This window comes from Alphaproteobacteria bacterium, from assembly GCA_016124955.1.
Lineage (GTDB): Bacteria > Pseudomonadota > Alphaproteobacteria > UBA9219 > RFNS01 > RI-461.
The window spans coordinates 129,150-149,720 of record WGMR01000003.1; the positions used below are offsets into that span (position 1 = coordinate 129,150).

The following is a 20,571-nucleotide window of genomic DNA, read 5'->3' on the forward strand; positions in this document are numbered from 1 at the left end:
TTACCCCGGCGCGGCGACCGGAACTGCACTGGCATAGCCAAAAGCCCGCCTTTCGGCAACTTTAACCCATAGGGCCAAGAAACCGGCCCCGGACCCCTGTAATCTGCCCTTCAAGGGCTTAAGGAGGGGTGAATAACCCTATCACCCGGCCTGAGGCCCAGTTTGGCTGCCGTGCCGCCCTTAAGCTCTAGAACCCCTTTGCCCGGGCTGGCCGAGGTGATCATATCGGTTGAAAGTGGCTGGGTGTTTTCGGCGATATTGATTATCCGTCCCTCACTATCAAGGAAAAGAATATCAAGCGGTATGTAGGTATTCTTCATCCAGAATGTAAGCCTATTAGGTTCAGGAAACAGAAACAGCATGCCAGCATCGTCCGGCATATCCTTCACATACATCAAACCATAGCTTTGTTCGCTCTGATTTCTGGCCACTTCCACATCGAATCGATGGCTGGTCCCGGCGGCGGTCCGCAATTCGATCGCCGTGTGCTTGAAATCCGGCCTTGGGGTATTGCTGTCGGGGCTTATATGCGGGCTATTGGCATAGAGAAACACCGCCGCAAACAGGACGCCAAGCATCAGTAAATAAACCCAAAGATTGCCTCTGCGCCGTGTTTTTCCTATATTTTTCAAAGTCGTTTTCCTGATTAAGAAGTTTTTTGTATGATGCCGGGTAGCATATTCGCTTGAGGGTACAAATGACAAATGCAACCAAGTTCATGAGCTCGGTCGCCATCGCGGCAATGCTGTGCGCGGGCGGCGCCCATGCGCAGAATGTCGCGGTCCCCTATACGCCTGACAATAGCGCGGACGAAGTACCCTCACTCGGCTTTGCGCCTGCAGCTCCCATCAAGCAAGCACCCGTCCCCACGGCCGAAACCGATACGAAAAAAACCCAAGTCGATACCGCGGTCAATGCCGCGCCGCAGCTGCCAAACCCCAAGGTTGATCTTGATTACAACCTTCAAAACATACCGGCTGAATCGCAGGATATCGTCAAACGCGTAAGGGAAGTGACTAGGCAGAAATATATGCAAGCCATAAACAGCTTGCCCAAAAGCAAAACGGAATTTCTGGATGTTCCAGAAAATGTAAATGCTACATTAGGTAACACGGTCAAGAACGGCAGCAATCTTACTGTTACGGGTATTGCCAAGCGATGGTCAAATCAGGATCTTATGATGATAGCCGCAAAAACCGGTTTTAACCCCGAGGAAGCTGCACAAAAATGCAGGCTTGCAGCCGGGGGCGTAGTGGAAACCGACAAGGGCGCTTACATTATTAACGTAACAGAAGATTTGCAGGGCACTACGACCTTTGAAGGCGTTGTTAAAACCGTAAGCATCATGCCTTCGGCTTTGTGCAATCCGCCATCGTCGCCTCCGAAAGATGTTGGCGCCATCGTCAGGGTTGGCAAAAAATATGTTATTGCCCTGCCCGGCGCTACGCAATGTACGCCGCCGCGCACAATAAGCGGCAGTGCGCGCATTAGCTATGAATATGACGGGAACGGCGTTGGCCGCTGCACGTACTGATCAGCGCTGGCTAATATCCGTTTTCTTGTCCTGTGCCAGCCCGGTGGCATCATCCGGGGTAAGCCCTTCAATAAACTTCATGATGGCCTGCCTGACTTCCAAATCATAAACATCGCTGTGCCCGAGCCCGGGTACAAAAACACCCTGCTTGGGTTCGTTTGCGGCAGCCAGAAGCTTGCGCCCGAATTTCGCAGGCACCACGAGATCGGAAAGACCATGCACGATCATAAGCGGCATATGAATGTTCTTGATCTTGTTTATCGATTCAAAACGGTCACGCATCAGGTAATAGACCGGCAAGAACGGGTAGCGCCATGACCCAACCTCCGCCGTCGAGGTATAGGGCGATTCAAGTATCAATCCCAGAGCACGGTATTCGGTGGCCATCTGCGTCGCAACGCCGGTGCCCATGGATTCGCCGTACAAAACAATATGATCACCGCCGAGGTCGTGGGCCTTCAGCCAATCGAGTACGGAACGGGCATCGTCATAGAGCCCCTTTTCCGAAGGCACACCCGGGTTCTGACCGAAGCCACGGTAGCCAACCATCATGACGCCATAACCCGCATCAATCCATGGCCGTACTTTGTAGTTGCGATAACCGGCATGTCCGGCGTTGCCTTGGGTAAAAACTATTGTCTCCCGGTCCGGCGTACGCGCGGGCGTGTACCAGCTCGTGATCCGCAGGCCATCGGCAGTCAGTGTTTCAACCGGCTGTAGTTCGGGAACCTGCCATTCGGAAGGAACGAAACTTGTCTTATCCGGAAAATACATCAGGTTGCGCTGCAGCAAAACGAGTGCAATGCAAAAAACTGCGTAAGCTGTCAAAAGCGTTAGCAGTAAATGCTTGATTTTACTTCGCGCGATGTACTGCACATCAACCATAGATTCATATTTACCAGTTATCTATTAAGTTACCCTGAATGCCATAGAGCTTGGCATAGGTCCCGCCGCGTTCCATCAGCTCTGTGTGTGTGCCCTGCTCCACCGCCTGACCGGCTTGCAAAACAACAATCAGATCGGAATCCACGATGGTGGAAAGTCTGTGCGCAACAACAATTGTCGTGCGCCCCACTTGCAAACGCCGCAGCGCATTTTGCACGGCGCGTTCGGACTCGTTATCGAGCGCGGATGTCGCCTCATCCAGCAAAAGCACGGGCGCATTGCGCAGCATCGCGCGGGCAATGGCAACACGCTGCCTTTGTCCGCCCGAAAGCTTTACGCCAAGCTCGCCAACCATTGTAGCATAGCCTTCGGGCAGCTGTTTGATAAAGCCGTCTGCAAAGGCCGCTTCTGCCGCCGATTCAATTTCACTATCGCTCGCATCGGGTTTGCCATAGGCGATATTGGCGCGGATGGTATCGTCAAACAGCGCCGTTTCCTGGCTGACAAGCGCAATGTGATCGCGCAGGCTTTCCAGCGATAAATCCCGGACATCGTGCCCGCCGACCGTTACCTTGCCTTGCTGCACATCATAGAAGCGCGGAATCAGATTTATGATCGTCGATTTACCGGAACCCGAAGCGCCGACGATCGCGACCGTCTTGCCATTCGGCACCGTAATGGTGATATCGCGTAGCGCTTGCGTACCATCGGGATAACTAAAGCTCACACCTTCTATGCCGATGCTGTAATCACTGGTCTTGAGCGATTTCGCCGTCGTGCTGTCAACAATGGACGGCTTGATGTCAAATACGGAAAACAACCGCTCTGCTGCCGCAAGGCCGCTTTGCAGTTGTGCGTTCATCTTTGCCATGCGCTTCATCGGGTCGTAGGCGAGAAGAAAGGCGGTGATGAAGGAAAACAACTCGCCCGGCGTGCTGCTGCCGTTCATGACCTGGTTCCCGCCATAAACGATAACGGCGGCGATCGCGAACCCGCTTAGCAGTTCGGATATAGGGTTTGAAAGCGCGCTGACACGATAGCCCTTCAGGCAAAGTTCAAAGATTTTTTCGGTGATCTTCTTGGCATAGCCGCTTTCCTTGGTTTCCATGCCATAGGCCTTGACGTGGCGTATGCCCTGGAACGTCTGGCTTAGAAAAGATGCAAAATGACCGATTTCATGCTGCGTGCTCGATGAAACCCGGCGCATGCGCTTGCCCAGCTTGGCTACCATGAGGGCGGAGGGCGGAAATACAAGAAACGAACCAAGCGCGAGCTGCCAATCCTGATAGAACATAACACCGATCAATATCGCGAGTGTCAGACCGCCACGGAACGAGCTGGTCATGCACTCGCCCACGGCCTGTCGCATGACGCCGACATCGTTGGTCATGCGTGAAATCAGCGTTCCCGATGCGTTGGCGTGGTAAAAAGAAAGATCGGCATCGAGCAAATGTCTGTATAGATCTTGTTGTGCATCGGTGATGATGCGCTGGCCAATCTTGTTCATCATCACCGTATGAACATAGGTTGCACCCCCGCGTATGGCGAAGATAAGCAAAACGGCAACCGCCACTTCCAGCACAAGCATGGTGCTGCCCTGCTTCATGACATGGTCGATAATCGGTTCCATCATCTTGGCCATGGCGCCGGTCATGATCGCGGCAATGGCCATAAAAAATGTTGCAAGTGCTAAGTCGGGAATGTGCCGGATCAGATACTGCCTGAACAGACGCGCGATCAGCTGGGATGACGGGGTATGGTGCTTCTTGGGGGATGACACGTGCGATAGCTAACTTGGCTGGAGGTCATTGAAAGGAAACAGATTCTTCCGCTATCATAAGGAAGTTTAAAGCTTTTTCCACACACATCTGCGTATCATGGGGTTATGCCCGATAACCGCACTATATCGGTACCGAACCGCAAAATCGGCCTAGCGCTCAGCAGCGGCATGGCCCGGGGTTGGGCTCACATAGGGGTAATCCGGGCACTTACCAACATGGGCTTCAAGTTCGATGTTGTAGCCGGCTGCTCGATCGGCTCGCTTGTGGGTGGCGTTTATCTGGCTGACAAGATCGATGTGCTTGAAGATTGGGCCCGAAGCCTGAACAAAATGAAGATCGTCAGTTACCTTGACCTTAAGGTGCGCAGCGGCGGTTTAATCTCGGGCGCCAAGCTTCTCGACGAAATCAAGCACTATATCGGCGATACCACTATCGAACAGCTGCCGCAGCGCTATGTGTCGGTGGCGACCGATCTGGTAACGGGCCACGAAATATGGCTGGAGCGCGGGCCGCTTGCAGAAGCCATGCGTGCCTCCTTTTCGCTCCCGGGCGTATTCCCGCCAATCCGGATAGACGGTAGATGGCTGGTTGATGGCGCACTGGTCAACCCGCTGCCCGTCAGCGCCTGCCGCGCCATGGGCGCAGATATGGTCATTGCAATCAACCTCAACGCAGATATCATTGGCAAGGTGCGTCGGCCGGGCGGCGAAGTATCGAGCGCAACCGGGTTTGACCTGCTAAACCTTGTAGAAAGCACACAGGAGCTGGAAAACAAGATGCACGGGCTTGACCCCCTGACCCGCCGGGTATTCAGGCGCGAACACGATAACCCGAGCCTTTTCGGCGTTATGACCGCATCTCTTAACATCATGCAGGACCGTGTAACGCGATCCCGCCTAGCCGGCGACCCGCCGGACGTGCATATAGCCCCGCGGCTCGGCCATATAGGCCTGCTCGAATTCGACCGCGCCCCCGAAGCCATTCGCGAAGGCGAACAGGCGGTCGAACGCAAGAAGCATGAACTTTTTGACGCCCTCGGTGTACTTCTATCCAGTTCAGGCAAGACCAAGCCGCCCTCAACGCCCTAAGGACCAAATCAGGTGGAATTACTTTACGGCATTTTGCTGATCAGCAGCATCCTTGCGATCGTGAGCATTGCCACGAGCCTGATTTCCTTCCGCTATGGCGCGCCGCTGCTGCTTTTGTTTCTTGTGGTTGGCTTGCTGGCCGGCAGCACGGGCATAGCGGGCGAGCAGTTCTCCGACCCGCAAACGGTATTCGTTATCGGGTGCATCGCGCTCGCGACCATTCTGTTCGAAAGCGGTTTTACAACCCAATGGCGCAGCTACCGGCTCGCCGCCTGGCCCGCGCTGACCATGGCGACGTTCGGCGTACTTATAACAGCCGGGATCGTAATGGTGACTGGCGTTTACGTGCTTGACCTCGGTTGGCTCGAAGCGGCTTTCCTTGGTGCCGTACTAAGCTCGACCGACGCGGCGGCCGTTTTCTTCCTGCTCCGCGTTGGACGTATTACAATTCGTGACCGCGTTCGCTCGACGCTGGAAATTGAATCCGGCACCAACGACCCCATGGCGATCATGCTTACGCTCGTGCTGGTCGAAATCGCAACGATACTAACGGCCACAGGAGAAGCTATAACACCCACTTATGCCGAAATTTTTGGGCATTTCGTCAAGGAATTATTTATCGGCTCCATTGTTGGCTATGTAGGCGGCAGGGTTATCGTACTTGTGATCAACAAGCTGAATTTTGAATCCAGTCTTTACCCGCTCATCAGCCTTGTAATCGCGCTTTTTGTGTTCGCGCTTTCGGGCAAGCTGGAAGGCTCCGGTTTTCTTGCCATCTACATAGCAGGATTGACGGCAGGCAACAGCAGGCTGCGTAATTCACAGAATGTACGCCGTTTCCATGAAGGCATAAGCTGGCTTAGCCAGCTCACGATGTTCCTTGTCCTTGGCATGATGGCCGATCTTGGCCGGCTGATCACCATGGCCCTTCCCGCTCTTGGCATTGCTGCGGTGCTGATATTCGTGGCCCGGCCGCTCGCGACCTTCCTCTGCCTTTCGCCCTATAAGTTCACACCCGCAGAAACAAGCTTTGTCGGATGGGTGGGTTTGCGCGGCGCGGTTTCCATTTTGCTGGCGCTGCTGCCGCTTATGGCCCATGTCGAGAATGCCGAGATTGTTTTTTCCGTCACATTCCTTGTGGTGGTCTATTCGCTGCTTGTGCAGGGCTGGACGATTAAAAAGGTTGCGCAGACACTTAACCTGATCGTGCCGCCGCACACGGGCCCTGTCCGGCGCATGGAATTCGAGCTTCCGACCGGCAGCAACCTTGAGCTGGTAGCCTACAACGTGCATCCGGACAGCCTGATCGCCCGCGGCGCGCCGTTGCCGGCATGGAGCCACGCCGTGCTCGTACTGCGCGATGGGCGCCCGCTTGCGCTCTATGACGACCCGTGGAAATTGCAGGAAAACGACCAGGTTTACTTCTTCACAGACCCTTCACGGCTGCCGGTGTTTGACCGCCTGCTTGGCGCACCGCTTAAGGATTACGAGAGCGAACGAAAATTCTATGGCGATATCGTGCTTGAACCGACCGTAAAATTTTCGGAGCTCACGGGTATATACGGCCTGCGGATTGACGGCGTGAACCAAGACCTGACGCTCGCGGAACTATTCGAGCTGGAATTCAAGAAAAGCTATGAAGTTGGCGACCGTCTGCGCATCAGCAGGTTTGAGCTGATTGTACGTGCAATCGAAGAAAACAAGATAAAATCAATCGGCCTTGCGCTTATGGCACCCGATCTGCGCGATCAGATCATCGGCCACGGCAGCCCCGCCCGGCGCTTTATCAGGAAAATCAGAAGCATGCTGCTGGCGTCACGCATCCATAGCAGCGATGATAGCTAGCTGTCGCGCTTCGGTAAAAACCCGCCGCCAATCCTGAGAATAAGAAAGCCGAGCACGAAAAGCGCAATCGGCACGGCCAGCGCCATTGCAATGGCATGGCGGAGCTGGGCCTGCAAATCAGCCTGCCAGCGGCTCAGCACATCCTGAACATTCATCGCCCCGGATGGCCGGAACATAGCTGCAAAACGGAATCTGTCGCTTGTGTCGGCCTGGTTATGCTGCGAGGCGGGAACGGGGATGATATCCTTGCAAGGCACGGAGGCCGGCAAAAAGTTTTTGACAAAGAAGCGCGGGTTTACGCCCGTGCGATACATAAAATATTCGATCTTGTGCACCGGTTGATAATCCTTCATTTCCGTGTTCACAATATTGAGCACCTGACACCAGACCTTCAACAAATTCCGGTTCTTCAGTTCATCGACAAGATCGGCCCCTTCAAGTTTTGCAAATTCGGCTGCCGAGAAGCGGGGCTTGACATCGGGGTTGCGTTCTTTCTCATCGGCATACTCCTTCTGGAGGCTTTTAAATTCCGGCACGTATTCCTGTTCCCACCTTTGCGGGGCCGTAAAATCTTTATGCAACCCGCCAAGGAAGTACATGAGGCCGTTTGCCCCCACCCACAAAATACTGATGAGCAGCCACGCAATAAAAAAATTACGCCCAGCGTTGGATTTTTTGATTTTACCGGCAACCATTCATCACCACCCGTTCAAATAGCCGAGACGTTATTAGCACATTTTATACAGAGCTTGCATAATCAGAAACAGGGGCTGAAGCCTCGCTCCTGACCTTCTTAACCAAGGCAATAACCTCAGAGATCCAGCGCTCGGGGTTAAGAAGCTCCATGGTGCGTAAACGCCCGGTTTCACGGTCAGAAGGCTCCGTTTGGGCCTTGGCGATATAGCCCCTTACCTTGCCGCGCCAGTCTTTATCCGACCATTGAAAGCTCATAAAATTGGGCAGGCCCGAGAAATGTTCGGCATAAAAATCATTGCTGTCGGTTATCGAACAGCCCATGGTTTTCATGGCTTCATAAATACGTTCATGCGCGCCATATCTGAAATAGGGATTTGTGTTAATCACACATTTGGAGCGCCGGTACCGCTGATAAGCCTTACCCGCCGCTTCACCCGGCAGGAATATGGCCCTGCAGCCCGTTTTATCAATATGATCCCAGCCGTTGCCGATGATGACTACACCCTCAACGCCCTTGATCGCCTGCACCATATGCGTAGAGCGCCATGCGCGCACATATTCATCCAGCATACGAACAATAAAAACAAATGCCTTCCAGTTTTTCGGATCATCGAGAAGTGCGCCTTGGTCCTTCATGCGCGCCTGCACCAGATCGGTAAGATAGGCGTCGGTGCGCGCACATACGATCGGGATCAAATCCTGGATAATTGCGCGAACTTCGCTGCTCGCTTCACTGAATTTTTTTACGACTTTGCCTATGGCCACGCCGCTTTTCAGATATAGCGCACCGATATCCCGCTCGTTCCAAGGCATGTCGGCATAGAATGGATGCGTTTGCGGCGCCGCCATGGGCAACAGGGCGGTCGGTTGTTTGCTTTTGATATATTGCTTCTGCACATCATAGAAATCCCGGTAATAATAGCAATTGATCACGTAAGAGGTATCGATTGCATGATTACCAAGATTATAAAACGGATGATCGAACATCAGGGAAAGGAAGGGGATCTTCAGCTCCTCCCACAGATTACCCTTCTTGCCTTGCAACGTGGAGCCGACACCGGCAAAGGCAAAGGCAAAGATGACCTGCCTTGTGCGCAGTATATTCATGGTCTTTTCCAGACCGTTGGCGGCACGTAAATCCACAATCTCGGTTTTAAAATTATAAGGCTGCAGCATTTCGCGAACCCCGCAGCTTGCACTCAGCAGGGCCTGGTTGGCGTTCTGGCCAACGAAAGCAAGCACGGTGGGCGCATCGTAACTCATCATTTTACCCTGGTTACCGGTTTCTTCCTGGAAGCCCTAGCTGATAGCATTTGCCTATGCCGCTTGTAAGCCTCCTCCCGAATGGCCCGCAGGCGAGCGTGCAGCCCCCGAGGAGCGGAATTAAGGAATGGCTCCAACATCATGATATGGCTGGTATATATGGCTTTTAGGTCCATGCTCCGTGACCCTGTGTGCCGACGGTATAGATAGAGCGGCTCCGGAATAACCTCCAGCTTATAGCCGGCCAGCACTGCCCGGGTTTGCAGTTCGTAATCCTCAAACACAAAGCCGGATTCGTTTTTAAAACCGCCCAATTCAAGGAATGCCTTTCGCCTGTAAAGGGCGTTCGTATCGCCAAGGCAATTCACATAAGCCGCAAGGGCCGGGCATCCGCCTACGGGCGTCCAGCCGACACCGACAACCGGGTGTTTTTTGTCGCGTGTTGGCAGCTGCGCCACGGGCGGCGGATCAATGTCGGACGCCGGATGAAGCCCGGGAATACAAGTCAGAATGTCCGCTTTGCCGGTTGCCGCTGCCGTGGCAAAACATTCCAACTCATGCGCCAGCGCGATATTATCGTCATCGCCAAAGAAGATGTATTGTGACTTTGTTGCCTTAACCGCAAGCATGCGCGCCGCCGCCGGACCGGCATTGTCTTGCCGCAGCCAGCGCCATTGACGTTTCTTGAATGCCGCCCGCCATTTCTTCTCAAGCTGCGCAACGCGCCTGTCTGTGCTGCCGTCATCAACAACAATGAGACTAAAATTTTTATAGGTTTGCCGTTCGTAGGATTCCAGGGCTTGCTGCAGCTCCCTTGGTCGGTTGAACGTGGGAAGGCACACGCAAATACCCGGCAAGCCCGCCCTTCCCGCTTTCTTCCGTACAGACCGGGAATGAAGTTTTGTAAGGAGATCGCGCAGCGTTGCGCGGTTACCAAGCGTAGCATCGGCATTCTCTATCGCCCTGCGCTCAATAAAATCCTGTTCAATCGCGGTTCGGCCATATGGCAGAAGGCCGGAAAATTTACGCGGCAAGCCAAGCGGCTTTCCGCCATATAGCATAATCTTCACCCGTCTGCCCCAAAGGCCCTGATTGCGGGCCAGAAGGGCGTAAAAAGCCGCATCCGGACAATCAAGAAAAATGACAACATCGGACCGCGTTTCCCTGAGCGCCTGATAGGCGCATAAGCTTAGCAGCGGCAAGAAGCCATGCCCGGCCTTAAGTTTTCCGGATGCATAAATCAATCGAACGGGGTTTTTAGACCGCGCGCGAGCGGGCTTTACGGCTATGTCGATCGCCACGACAGCGTGGCCAGCCTGAAGCAGCGCGCCGCACACATCATCCAGCTTCTTCGCGCTACTTACGCGTGAGCTATCCAGTACAATACAATATGATTGTTTTGGTCGCATGCATGCTATCTTTTCGGTGTTGATCGCCCTTTGTTCTGATCGACTGCAAACGGCTCGAAATGCCACCAGCCGCGTTCATCCTCGGCGGTTTTCTGATACACGACAATATTAGCACATGCGGTTTCGCGGCGCTGCAACGCGTAATTCTTGTCTATAAATGAGATGGCGGTCTTCGTGGAAGGCATCCAGTAATCATCGAACACCAGAATGCCGTTTTTGCCTAAAAGCTTTTCCGCATAAAAGAAATCAAGCATAATTGCGTCGAACCTGTGGTCGCCATCGATATAGATAAAATCAAACCGCTCCCGCGCTTTCAGAAGCTGCGGCAATCCGAAATGCGAAAACTCTTCCATCCAGACATGCATCGATTTTGCACCAGCCTCTTCGACCTTGCGCAGGCCGATCCCATGCCAGGCCGTAAGCTCCCACGGATCCATGGATGTCAAACGGGCGTCCGGCTTTGCCTTTAGGAGCGCGCCAAGCATAAACAGCGTTGAAAACCCGTAGGCGAAGCCGATTTCTAGGCATCGTGCCGGCTTATGCTGTGCAATAAGTTCGGCCATGGCAATGCCTTGCCCCGGCGTTATGCGCGTCGTGGCATCCATACGATACGTCGAGCCATCATGCCCCTTCTGTTCGGCTTGGCTGTATAGCGCGCACAAACAGCTTGCAGCTTCGGGGGCCAGAACGGGGCTATTCAGTAGATCGGAATTCATTGCACACACATATCGAAATTTATTTCAAAATTGGCTCAAGGATGGCCCTGTCTTTTTCAAGCCATGCAAAAATTTCATCAAGTATGACGGAAACCTTGCGTTTCGGCTTCCACCCGGTTGCTTTCGTGACAGCGGCATTATCCGTAACGTAATAAGGAATATCCGCCGGACGTGTTTTCTTATCTGCCCTAACAGATATCTTTTTTCCGCGGCTTGCGCACAAATCGGTTAGTTCGCGCAAAGAGACGCTGATATCCTGCCCGCCGCCTGCATTAAAAACCATGCCGTTTAATTTATTCAAATTCCTGAGCTGGCAAGCGATAAGATCATACAAATCTGCCACGTGTAATATATCGCGCACCTGCATGCCCTTGCCGCCAAACCCGCTATAGGAAAGCTTGCCGCCATACAGGTGCCGCGCAGCCCACAGCACAATGAAGCCTTGATCAACCTTGCCCATTTGCCACGGCCCCGTGAGCACCCCGCAGCGGTTGATAACAGCCCGCATTCCATATGCCGCCGCATATTCCTGCACCAGCATTTCAGCCGCCAGCTTGGTTGCCCCGTACAGCGAACGTACGCCGCAAATCGGGAATTCATCCGAAATGCCGCGTGCCGACCAGCCCACCCCCTTTTTTCCTGGCGCAATAACAAGCCGGTTTTTCTTTTCGATCAAAGGCAGGTTGCGCAATGCGGCAATGGGGTACACTCGGCTCGATGACAAGAACACCGTATCGGCCCTATGCCGGCGGGCCGCTTCCAGCGCATTGAAAGTGCCTGTAAGATTTGTGTTGATCAGATAACGCGGATCGCCGTCATACCCGGCATGCACCGAAGGTTCCGCCGCACAATCAATCAGCAAATCGAACCCATCAACGGCTGCAAGATCTTCGGGACAGCGAATATCGCCATGAACAAACCCAACCCCGGCCTTGCGCAGGCGCGGAAGCGTCAGCTCGCTGCCGCGACGCTTCAGATTATCGAAGGCAAAAACATTGGCGCGGCCATGTTCGCGCTTAAGCATGATGGCTATGTTGGAGCCAACAAAACCGGCGCCGCCCGTCACCAGAATATTTTTGTAGTTATTGACAGCCATTTATGCCCCGGCAAACAAGGACCGGAAATATTCGATCGTGGGCTTCAACCCTTCCCGCAGCGGAATAGCAGGTTCCCAGCCGAGGGCCGATTTTGCCAGGCTGATATCAGGCCGTCTTTGCTTCGGATCATCCGGTGGCATTGGTTTCTTTTCGATCTTCGATTTGGATCCGGTCATCTCGATCACTATCTCCGCCAATTCGCGGATGGTAAATTCACCGGGGTTACCGATATTAACGGGGCCGGTAAAATCATCGCCCGTGTCCATAAGCTTCATCAAACCGCTGACCAGATCATCCACATAACAGAAGGAGCGGGTTTGCTGGCCGTCGCCGAAAATGGTGATAGGCTTGTTTTGCAGCGCCTGCACGATAAAGCTGGATACCACGCGTCCGTCATTCGGGTGCGTACGCGGTCCGTAGGTATTGAAAATACGCGCCACCTTGATGGGCATCTTGTGCTGGCGGCGATAATCAAAGAACAGCGTTTCAGCACAGCGCTTGCCTTCATCATAACATGCGCGCGGCCCGATCGGATTGACGTTGCCCCAATATGATTCGATTTGCGGATGAACAGACGGGTCACCATAGACTTCGCTGGTCGAGGAAAGCAGTATCTTTGCCCGTCTGCGCTTGGCGAGCCCGAGCATGTTGATCGAGCCCATGACACTGGTTTTCGTGGTTTGTACCGGGTCAAACTGGTAATGGATCGGCGATGCCGGGCAAGCGAGGCTATAAATTTCGTCAACCTCCACATAAAGCGGGAAGGTCACATCATGCCGCGCCAGCTCGAAATTCGGGTTGCCCAGCAAATGGTGAACGTTTTCACGCGTGCCTGTAAAAAAATTATCGACACAAAGGACGGAATGCCCCTGCTTCAGTAAACGTTCACATAAATGCGACCCGATGAAGCCGGCGCCGCCGGTTACCAACACCCGCTTATAACTACGCTGCATGATTCCACCGCAACCTATTGAATTTCAGACATTTATTCAGATATAGGCCGGGAATGCAAGCCCACGCCTAAGCAGCGGTTATTGCACGGTGATGGGGATGGCCCCGCCTTCGGATGCCGATGATTTCTGGCTTCTAAGCAGCACAAAGCTTATGCGGCGGTTAAGCGGCGATAGCGGGTCGGAGGGGTTCAGAAGCTCGGTATCCGCCTTGCCGACGACACTGGCGATACGATCCGGCGGCATACCGTAATCTATCAGCGCCCTGCGGCTCGCATTGGCGCGGTCGCTTGAAAGCTCCCAATTGGAATAGCCGTCGTCGCGTCTGAACGGGTTGCCGTCCGTATGGCCGGTAATCGCGATGCGGTTGGGCATTTTCTGGGTCACCTGCGTGATCTGCTGCATCAACTTTTTACCGGCTTCCGAGAACACGGAGCTGCCGAGCGGGAACATGGCTGTTTGCTCCTGATCCACAATTTGTATGCGGAACCCTTCTGCGGTTCTGTCCATCACAAGGTTGCGGCGCAGCTCGCTAAGCTCGGGTACCGATTGAATGGCCTGCCGCAATTCCTGCTCGGCTTGCACAAATTCGGCTTCTTCCAGTTGGGCGGCGATGCTTTGCTTCTGCTCGGTCGTTAACGCAACTTTCTTTGCCTGTTTACCCGTATCGTCGAGCGCAACCTTGGGTAACACCACGTTATTTTTGCTGTTACGCCCTTCAAGCATTAGGTAGCTGGCGGAATCCCCGCGGGTTTTATTTTTGTCTTGCAAAAGATTGGTTTTATCAACCGCGCTTACCGGGGATTTTAAAGCAAGCTGCGATCCGCTTGATGTGACCGAACGACCGCCAAGCGTGCCGCCTGAACCGCTGGTGAGGGAATGGCTTGCGACCTGCGGGTCGAAATAGCTTGAAAGGCCTTCCTTTTGTACCGGCGTGGTTGCGACAAGCATCCAGAGCAGCATAAAAAACGCCATCATGGCTGTTGCAAAATCGGCGTACGCAACCTTCCACGCACCATGGCCGCTGAGCGCTTTTTTGATGCGCTTGCGTTTGGCAACCCTGACAAGAACAATTTCAACCGGTTTGCCGTTTCTATATGTGTTCTGCCAGCGTTGATCGGACGAGCGGCTATTCGGCGGCCGCGCTGATGACATAAACGGCATTAGCTACCACCATGCTTGAGGAGGCAGAATGACAACTAAATCATTGCTGTATGCAAACTATGCCAAATCAATATTAAGAAAGCGCAAGGGAATACAATGCGGTTTGCTAAAATACTTCGATAATTTGCTTTGAAAATCCGTGCGCCGGGTATGACAAATTTGGCGATTCCGGAAAAGTCAGCTCAGAGGCTGTGCTACGCCGCACCGACATCCGACAGGAAATCCAGCGCTTGCGCCAGATCCGTCAGAATATCATCGGCATCTTCTAGCCCGATCGAAAGCCGAAGCGTCCCCGGCCCTACGCTTACGAGCGCCTTTTCCTGCTCATTGAGCTGCCTGTGCGTCGTGGTGTCTGGGTACACGATCAGGGATCGGGTTTCTCCGATATTAGCAAGGTGGGTAAACAATTTCAGCCGCTCGATCAACTTGGCTGCAGCCGGGCGCCCGCCTTTCAGATCGGCGAGCAAGATCGCCCCGGTGCCGCGCGGCAAATATTTTGCAACGCGTTCTTTTTCCGGGCTATCCGGCAGCCCGGCATATTTCACTGAAGCAATAGCAGGATGTTTCTGTAAATATAAGGCTACCTTCATGGCGTTGCTCACATGCCTGTCCATACGCAACGGCAAGGTTTCGATGCCCGTGATAGTCAGGAAAGCATTCATGGGCGCAAGCGCCGGGCCTTGCACGGTCAGGTTCTGGCGCAGCAAAACCGCCAGCGCCTTCTTGCCATAGGTATCGATAAGCGGCGGCGTTCCTTTTCTCGGATGCGGTTTGCCGAGCGCCGGAAAGCGATCATCCTTTGCCCAATCGAAATGACCGCTATCGATGATAATGCCGCCGATGGAATTACCATGGCCATTCAGATATTTTGTACAGGAATGGATGACAATATCGGCCCCGTGCTTGAAGGGTTGGCACAGGTAGGGGGAAGCCATCGTGTTATCGACGATGAACGGAATATGATGCTGCTTCGCGAGTTTCGCGATCCCTTCAAAATCCGCCACAAGATTATCCGGGTTCGAAAGTGATTCCAGGAATATAGCTTTTGTTTTCGGCGAAATTTGCGCGGCGAAGCTGGCGGCATCGGCCGGGTTCGCCCATTTTACCTTAATGCCGTATTTCGTGAAAATTCCCGTGAACAGGGCATAGGAACCGCCAAACACGTTGGGCACCGCGATAAGCTCGTCGCCCGGCCCCAGCAGCGCATCAATGATCAACATGGTCGCGGACTGGCCCGAAGCCACAGCCACGGCGGCAAGCCCGCCCTCCAGCGCCGTTATGCGCTCTTCCAGAACCCGCGTGGTCGGATTCCCGCAGCGGGTGTAGTTGAACCCTTCCAAATCAGCCCAGGCAAAAAGCGCCGTCGCCTTATCGAGGTTTTCAATGGCGTATGATGCTGTTTGATATACCGGGGTCACTGCAGCCCCGGTTACGGGATCAGGGCGTGCGCCGGCGTGGATCGCCAGTGTCGAGAAGCCGGGTGCTTCTGTCTTTTTTGCCATGGATCCCTCCTTATATCTTTAAAGCCTGCTCCAGATCAGCCTGCAGGTCATGAACGTCCTCAATGCCAACCGAAAGTCGTACAAGCCCCTCATCCATTCCCATTTCCTTTTGCGCAGCGGCAGGAACGACCGCGTGGCTCATGGCCGCCGGGTATTCAATCAGACTTTCGATCCCGCCAAGGCTGATAGCGAGCGTGAACAGCTTGCATTTCTTCAGCATGGCTTCAGCCGCCTTGCGGCTACCCTTCAGCTCGATTGAAATCATGCCGCCGAAATGCCGCATCTGCTTTTTGGCCAGCGCATGCTGTGGATGGCTGGCAAGGCCGGGATAGAACACGCGGCCAACTTCCGGCCTGCTTTCGAGCCAGGCTGCGAGCTTCATCGCATTTTCACAATGGCGCTGCATACGCACGCCCAGCGTTTTAAGGCCGCGATGCATCAGGAAACTATCGAACGGCCCCGCGATACTGCCGACAGCGTTCTGGATATAACCGATTTTGTCCGCAAGCTCTTGGCGGGCCGCAACGGCAACGCCGCCCACGACATCGGAATGACCGCCTATATATTTGGTGGCCGAATGCACCACAATATCCATGCCCAAATCCAGCGGCTTTTGCACCCAAGGCGAAGCGAAGGTGTTGTCAACGACCGTAAGGATATTCCGCTTCTTTGCCTGGTCTGCGATAGCGGCAAGGTCCACGATCCTTAAAAGCGGATTGCTGGGGCTTTCGACCCAGATCATCCGCGTTTCCGGCTTGATGACGGCCCCAAGCGCGGCCGGGTCGCACAGATCAGTATAGGTCACGCTAAGCTTGGCGGAATGACGGCGTACACGCTCGAACAGGCGATGCGTGCCGCCATAAACATCTTTCGTCGTAACGATGTGCGAACCCGGCTCAAGCAGTTCAAGCACGGCGGCCTCGGCCGCCATACCGGAAGCAAAGGCAAACCCACCGGCGCCGCCCTCAAGTGCCGCTATAGCTCCCTCAAAGGCAAAACGGGTGGGATTATGGCTGCGTCCGTAATCGAAACCCTTATGGATGCCCGGGGCTTCCTGCGCGTAGGTCGAGGTTGCATATATTGGGGTTATGACGGCGCCCGTAGCCGGGTCATGCGCCTGCCGCGCATGAATGGCGCATGTATCGAAGCCGCGAACCAGATCTTCTTTTTTCACGCTTCTTGCCCCTGCTCCATTGTCGCCCCGCAGCCAAAGCCGCGGGGCGGATGGATCGCATCAGGCCGCCTTGTCTGCGTTCACTTTCGCTTTGCCCTTAGGCAATTTGAATTGCTCGCGCAGAACGCGGGCGGCAGTTACCATGTTTGCCAGTGCGGCCTTGGTTTCAGGCCAGCCACGGGTTTTAAGACCGCAATCCGGGTTTACCCAGATCCGCTCGACCGGCAGCAGCTTTGCCGCCTTTTCGATCAGGTCCTTCATTTCATCGACCGATGGAACGCGCGGACTGTGGATGTCATAGACGCCAGGACCGATTTCGTTCGGATACTTGAAATCGACGAATGCGTTCAACAGTTCCATCTGCGAACGTGCGGTTTCAACCGAGATGACGTCGGCATCCATCCCGGCGATTGCCGTGATGATGTCGTTGAACTCGGAATAGCACATATGCGTATGGATCTGCGTATCGTCGCGCACATCCGCACCGCACAGACGGAAGCATTCCACCGCCCATTCGATGTATTCGGGCCTTTTGGCGCTTTGCAGCGGCAAGCCTTCGCGGATCGCGGGCTCGTCGATCTGGATCGCCGCAATACCCGCCTTTTCAAGGTCCAGCACCTCGTCGCAGATCGCAAGCGCAATCTGACGGCAGGTTACCGAACGCGGCTGATCGTTACGCACGAATGACCATTGCAGAATGGTCACCGGGCCGGTCAGCATGCCCTTGACTGGTTGCGCGGTCAGGGATTGCGCGAACTTGGTCCAGCGTACCGTCATCGGGCCCTTGCGGGTGATGTCGCCGAAAATAATCGGCGGCTTCACGCAGCGCGAACCGTAGGACTGCACCCATCCGTTGCCCGTAAAGGCAAAGCCCTGCAGCTGTTCACCGAAATATTCGACCATGTCGTTGCGCTCGAACTCGCCATGCACAAGCACATCAAGGCCCGCTTCTTCCTGCCACTTGATGGTCTGGCGGGTCTGTTCTTCAAGGAACGCATCATATTCCGCTTGCGTCTTGCGGCCTGCCCGCCAATCGGCGCGGGCGGCACGGATTTCCTTGGTTTGCGGGAAAGAACCGATCGTGGTGGTCGGCAACCCCGGCAAATCAAGCCGCTTGGCCTGCGCCACGCGGCGCTTTTCATACGGGCTGTTGCGGTTGGCCTGCTGCGAACTGATCGCTTGAACGCGCTGCTTGACCGTAGGGTTGTGGATACGGGCGGAGCTTCGGCGCGCAGCAATGGCTTCACGGGAAGCCGCGATCGCCTGCTCGGCTTTCGCGTCCGCACCGCTGGCCGCCTTGGCCAGCGTCGCGATTTCGTCAAGCTTCTGCGTTGCGAAAGCAAGCCAGCTTTTCAGCTCGTCATCCAGCTTGGTTTCGACAGAAAGATCGATCGGGCTATGCAACAGCGAGCAGCTTGGCGCAACCCACACGCGGTCAGCGCCAAGCGCCTTCACGGCCTTCTGCACTTGCTTAAGCGCGCCATCAAGATCGGCGCGCCAGATGTTACGGCCATCGATCACACCGACCGAAAGCACGGTCTGGGCAGGAAGCGCCTTAAGCACGGCATCAAGCTGGCCGGGGGCGCGCACCAGATCGATGTGCAACGCTTCGGTCTTCAGGCCGCAAGCCGTTTCAAGGTTCTGTTCAATCGTGTCGAAGTAGGTCGCCAGCACGATCTTCGGGCGCTTCTGAAGCGCCGTCAGCGTCGCATAGGCCTGCGACAGTGCCTTTTGCACCGCCGGGCTCTTATCGAGCGCGAGCACGGGCTCGTCGATCTGGACCCATTCGGCCCCGGCCGCCGCCAGCTTTTCAAGGATCTGGCTATAGACGGGAAGCAAGCGCGGCAGCAAAGCCAACGGATCGCTCTGATCACGGCATTTACCGACAGAAAGAAAGGTCACCGGGCCAAGCAGGACCGGGCGCGTCGTGATGCCGAGCGCCTTGGCTTCCAGGAATTCATCAACCGGCTTCGTGCTTGAAAGCGCGAACTGCTGATCGGATTCGAACGCGGGAACGATGTAGTGATAGTTGGTATCGAACCACTTGGTCATCTCAAGCGCGGGAACGTCCTTGGGGTTATCGCTCTTGTGCTGATGACCGCAGCAGCTGTCCTGATGGCCCCTGGCCATGGCAAAATAGGTGTGCAGATCGGCTTTGCCGCCGTATGCGGCCGGGATAGCGCCCGTTAACATGATTGTATCGAGCACATGGTCATACAGGGTAAAATCGTTCGAGGGAATCTGGTCGATGCCCGCATCTTTTTGCAACTTCCAGTGGCGCGCACGCAGCTCCTTGGCTGTTGCCTGAAGTTGCTCTTCGGTTTGCTTGCCGGCCCAGTACGCTTCCAGCGCTGCCTTGAGCTCACGCTTGAGACCGACGCGCGGAAAACCAAGATTCGTTGCCAAAACCATCGTAATACCCTTCCTTCGTTACGGTTGTACCTGTTGCTTATCTTTATCTGGCGCGAGCTTTTCACATATCGCCGAAACCAGCTCGCTCTTGTTCAGCGCATAAAAATGAAAGTCATTCACGCCCTCACGGTCCAGCACTTCGCACAGCTCCGTAGCATGCGCGACCGATTCCCCAAACAGGGCTTTTTCATCCCCGCCATGCTTTTCAAAACGAGCCCCGAAACCGGCCGGAACAAGCGTGCCGCATCCCTTTGCAAAGCGCGTTATCTGTTCAATGTTGTGTACGGGCATGATGCCCGGCACCAGTGCGACCTTTATGCCCGCGGCCGCAACCTTATCACGGAAACGCAGGAATGTTGCAGGCTCAAAGAAAAACTGGCTGATGGCGATGATGGCGCCCGCTTCGACCTTGCGCTTCAGGTGATCAAGGTCCTGTTGGGGCGATTGGGCCATGGGATGGACATCGGGGTATGCGCCCACCGCAACATCGAAGCCGTATTTGCCGTGCAAATCCGCGACAAAATCAACCGTGTTTTCATACGCGTCCGCCGGGGCCGGATCGCCGCTCTCAACGGCATCGCCGCGAATAGCAACGATACGCTTGATGCCAAGCTTCCGGTATTCGCCGAGCACCTGTTCGATCCGGGCGCGGCTCAGCCTTGAAAAAGCAATATGCGGCGCGACGGCAAGATCAAATTTTTTGCGTATGGTGCTGACAACTTCATAAGTTCCGTCAACCGCGGAACCGCCCGCGCCGCATGTGATCGTCACATGGTGCGGGTTCCATTGCGCAAGATCGCCGATCGCCTGCAGCAGCTTTTCTGCGCCGGCTTCGGTTTTCGGGGGAAAGAATTCGAAGGAGATTCCCGTCCGCGCTTCAGGCACGCCGTTCTCCGTATAGTGGCCTGCGTCTGTTTCCGGTGCTTGGAAACGCGCAGTCGCCTGGAAAAAAGACATAAAAAAACTCCGCAGTCCGAAACGAGGGAGCCACAGAGTTGATCTGCGACGCTTTAGCTATTGATAACGCGGTAGCAAGCTGCCCACTCAAAGCCCGC

The 20,571-nt window shown here is 54.8% G+C and carries 17 protein-coding genes; 3 read left to right on the forward strand and 14 right to left on the reverse strand.

Features of this window, described 5'->3' with window-relative positions; all coding sequences use genetic code 11:
- Positions 1-110: 110 nt before the first annotated feature.
- Positions 111-632 carry a DUF192 domain-containing protein gene (locus tag GC131_01535; GenBank protein MBI1272754.1) on the reverse strand — a complete coding sequence of 174 codons (522 nt, stop codon included), beginning with the start codon at positions 630-632 and terminating at the stop codon, positions 111-113.
- Between the two features lie 65 nt (positions 633-697).
- On the opposite strand from GC131_01535, the gene GC131_01540 reads away from it, so the two are divergent.
- A complete protein-coding gene (locus GC131_01540; protein MBI1272755.1) occupies positions 698-1,534 on the forward strand; it encodes a hypothetical protein in 837 nt (278 codons plus the stop codon).
- Here the strand turns inward: GC131_01540 and GC131_01545 are convergent, their stop codons facing one another.
- Positions 1,535-2,419: an alpha/beta hydrolase gene (locus tag GC131_01545; protein MBI1272756.1), complete on the reverse strand. Its 885-nt coding sequence runs from the start codon at positions 2,417-2,419 to the stop codon at positions 1,535-1,537.
- Between the two features lie 10 nt (positions 2,420-2,429).
- Positions 2,430-4,199: an ATP-binding cassette domain-containing protein gene (locus GC131_01550; protein ID MBI1272757.1), complete on the reverse strand. Its 1,770-nt coding sequence runs from the start codon at positions 4,197-4,199 to the stop codon at positions 2,430-2,432.
- 105 nt (positions 4,200-4,304) lie between these two features.
- Between GC131_01550 and rssA the strand changes: the two genes are divergently transcribed.
- Positions 4,305-5,288: a patatin-like phospholipase RssA gene (rssA, locus tag GC131_01555; protein MBI1272758.1), complete on the forward strand. Its 984-nt coding sequence runs from the start codon at positions 4,305-4,307 to the stop codon at positions 5,286-5,288.
- Positions 5,289-5,300: 12 nt separating this feature from the next.
- Positions 5,301-7,133 carry a potassium/proton antiporter gene (locus GC131_01560; GenBank protein MBI1272759.1) on the forward strand — a complete coding sequence of 611 codons (1,833 nt, stop codon included), beginning with the start codon at positions 5,301-5,303 and terminating at the stop codon, positions 7,131-7,133.
- Here GC131_01560 and GC131_01565 read toward each other — a convergent pair.
- The 11 genes from GC131_01565 to GC131_01615 form a co-directional block, all read right to left on the reverse strand.
- Positions 7,130-7,828, reverse strand: a complete 699-nt coding sequence (locus tag GC131_01565) for a hypothetical protein (GenBank protein MBI1272760.1) — start codon at positions 7,826-7,828, stop codon at positions 7,130-7,132. The genes GC131_01560 and GC131_01565 overlap by 4 nt on opposite strands.
- A gap of 43 nt (positions 7,829-7,871) precedes the next feature.
- The gene (locus tag GC131_01570; protein ID MBI1272761.1) at positions 7,872-9,092 is read right to left on the reverse strand and encodes a hypothetical protein; all 1,221 of its coding nucleotides are present in this window, start codon (positions 9,090-9,092) and stop codon (positions 7,872-7,874) included.
- Positions 9,092-10,501 (reverse strand): glycosyltransferase, encoded by a 1,410-nt coding sequence (locus tag GC131_01575; GenBank protein MBI1272762.1) that lies wholly within the window; start codon positions 10,499-10,501, stop codon positions 9,092-9,094. The genes GC131_01570 and GC131_01575 overlap by 1 nt, the downstream gene beginning before the upstream one ends.
- Before the next feature lie 5 nt (positions 10,502-10,506).
- A complete protein-coding gene (locus GC131_01580; protein ID MBI1272763.1) occupies positions 10,507-11,217 on the reverse strand; it encodes a hypothetical protein in 711 nt (236 codons plus the stop codon).
- A gap of 19 nt (positions 11,218-11,236) precedes the next feature.
- On the reverse strand, positions 11,237-12,313 hold the full coding sequence (locus tag GC131_01585) for an NAD-dependent epimerase/dehydratase family protein (protein ID MBI1272764.1): 1,077 nt from the start codon (positions 12,311-12,313) through the stop codon (positions 11,237-11,239).
- Positions 12,314-13,267 (reverse strand): NAD-dependent epimerase/dehydratase family protein, encoded by a 954-nt coding sequence (locus tag GC131_01590; protein ID MBI1272765.1) that lies wholly within the window; start codon positions 13,265-13,267, stop codon positions 12,314-12,316.
- Between the two features lie 78 nt (positions 13,268-13,345).
- Positions 13,346-14,428: an OmpA family protein gene (locus GC131_01595; GenBank protein ID MBI1272766.1), complete on the reverse strand. Its 1,083-nt coding sequence runs from the start codon at positions 14,426-14,428 to the stop codon at positions 13,346-13,348.
- Positions 14,429-14,622: 194 nt separating this feature from the next.
- On the reverse strand, positions 14,623-15,930 hold the full coding sequence (locus tag GC131_01600; GenBank protein MBI1272767.1) for an aminotransferase class I/II-fold pyridoxal phosphate-dependent enzyme: 1,308 nt from the start codon (positions 15,928-15,930) through the stop codon (positions 14,623-14,625).
- A gap of 10 nt (positions 15,931-15,940) precedes the next feature.
- Positions 15,941-17,089, reverse strand: coding sequence for a cystathionine gamma-synthase (locus GC131_01605; GenBank protein MBI1272768.1), 1,149 nt, complete (start codon positions 17,087-17,089; stop codon positions 15,941-15,943).
- A gap of 75 nt (positions 17,090-17,164) precedes the next feature.
- Positions 17,165-19,516 (reverse strand): 5-methyltetrahydropteroyltriglutamate--homocysteine S-methyltransferase, encoded by a 2,352-nt coding sequence (gene metE, locus GC131_01610; protein ID MBI1272769.1) that lies wholly within the window; start codon positions 19,514-19,516, stop codon positions 17,165-17,167.
- Positions 19,517-19,534: 18 nt separating this feature from the next.
- On the reverse strand, positions 19,535-20,473 hold the full coding sequence (locus GC131_01615) for a methylenetetrahydrofolate reductase [NAD(P)H] (GenBank protein MBI1272770.1): 939 nt from the start codon (positions 20,471-20,473) through the stop codon (positions 19,535-19,537).
- Positions 20,474-20,571: the final 98 nt, after the last annotated feature.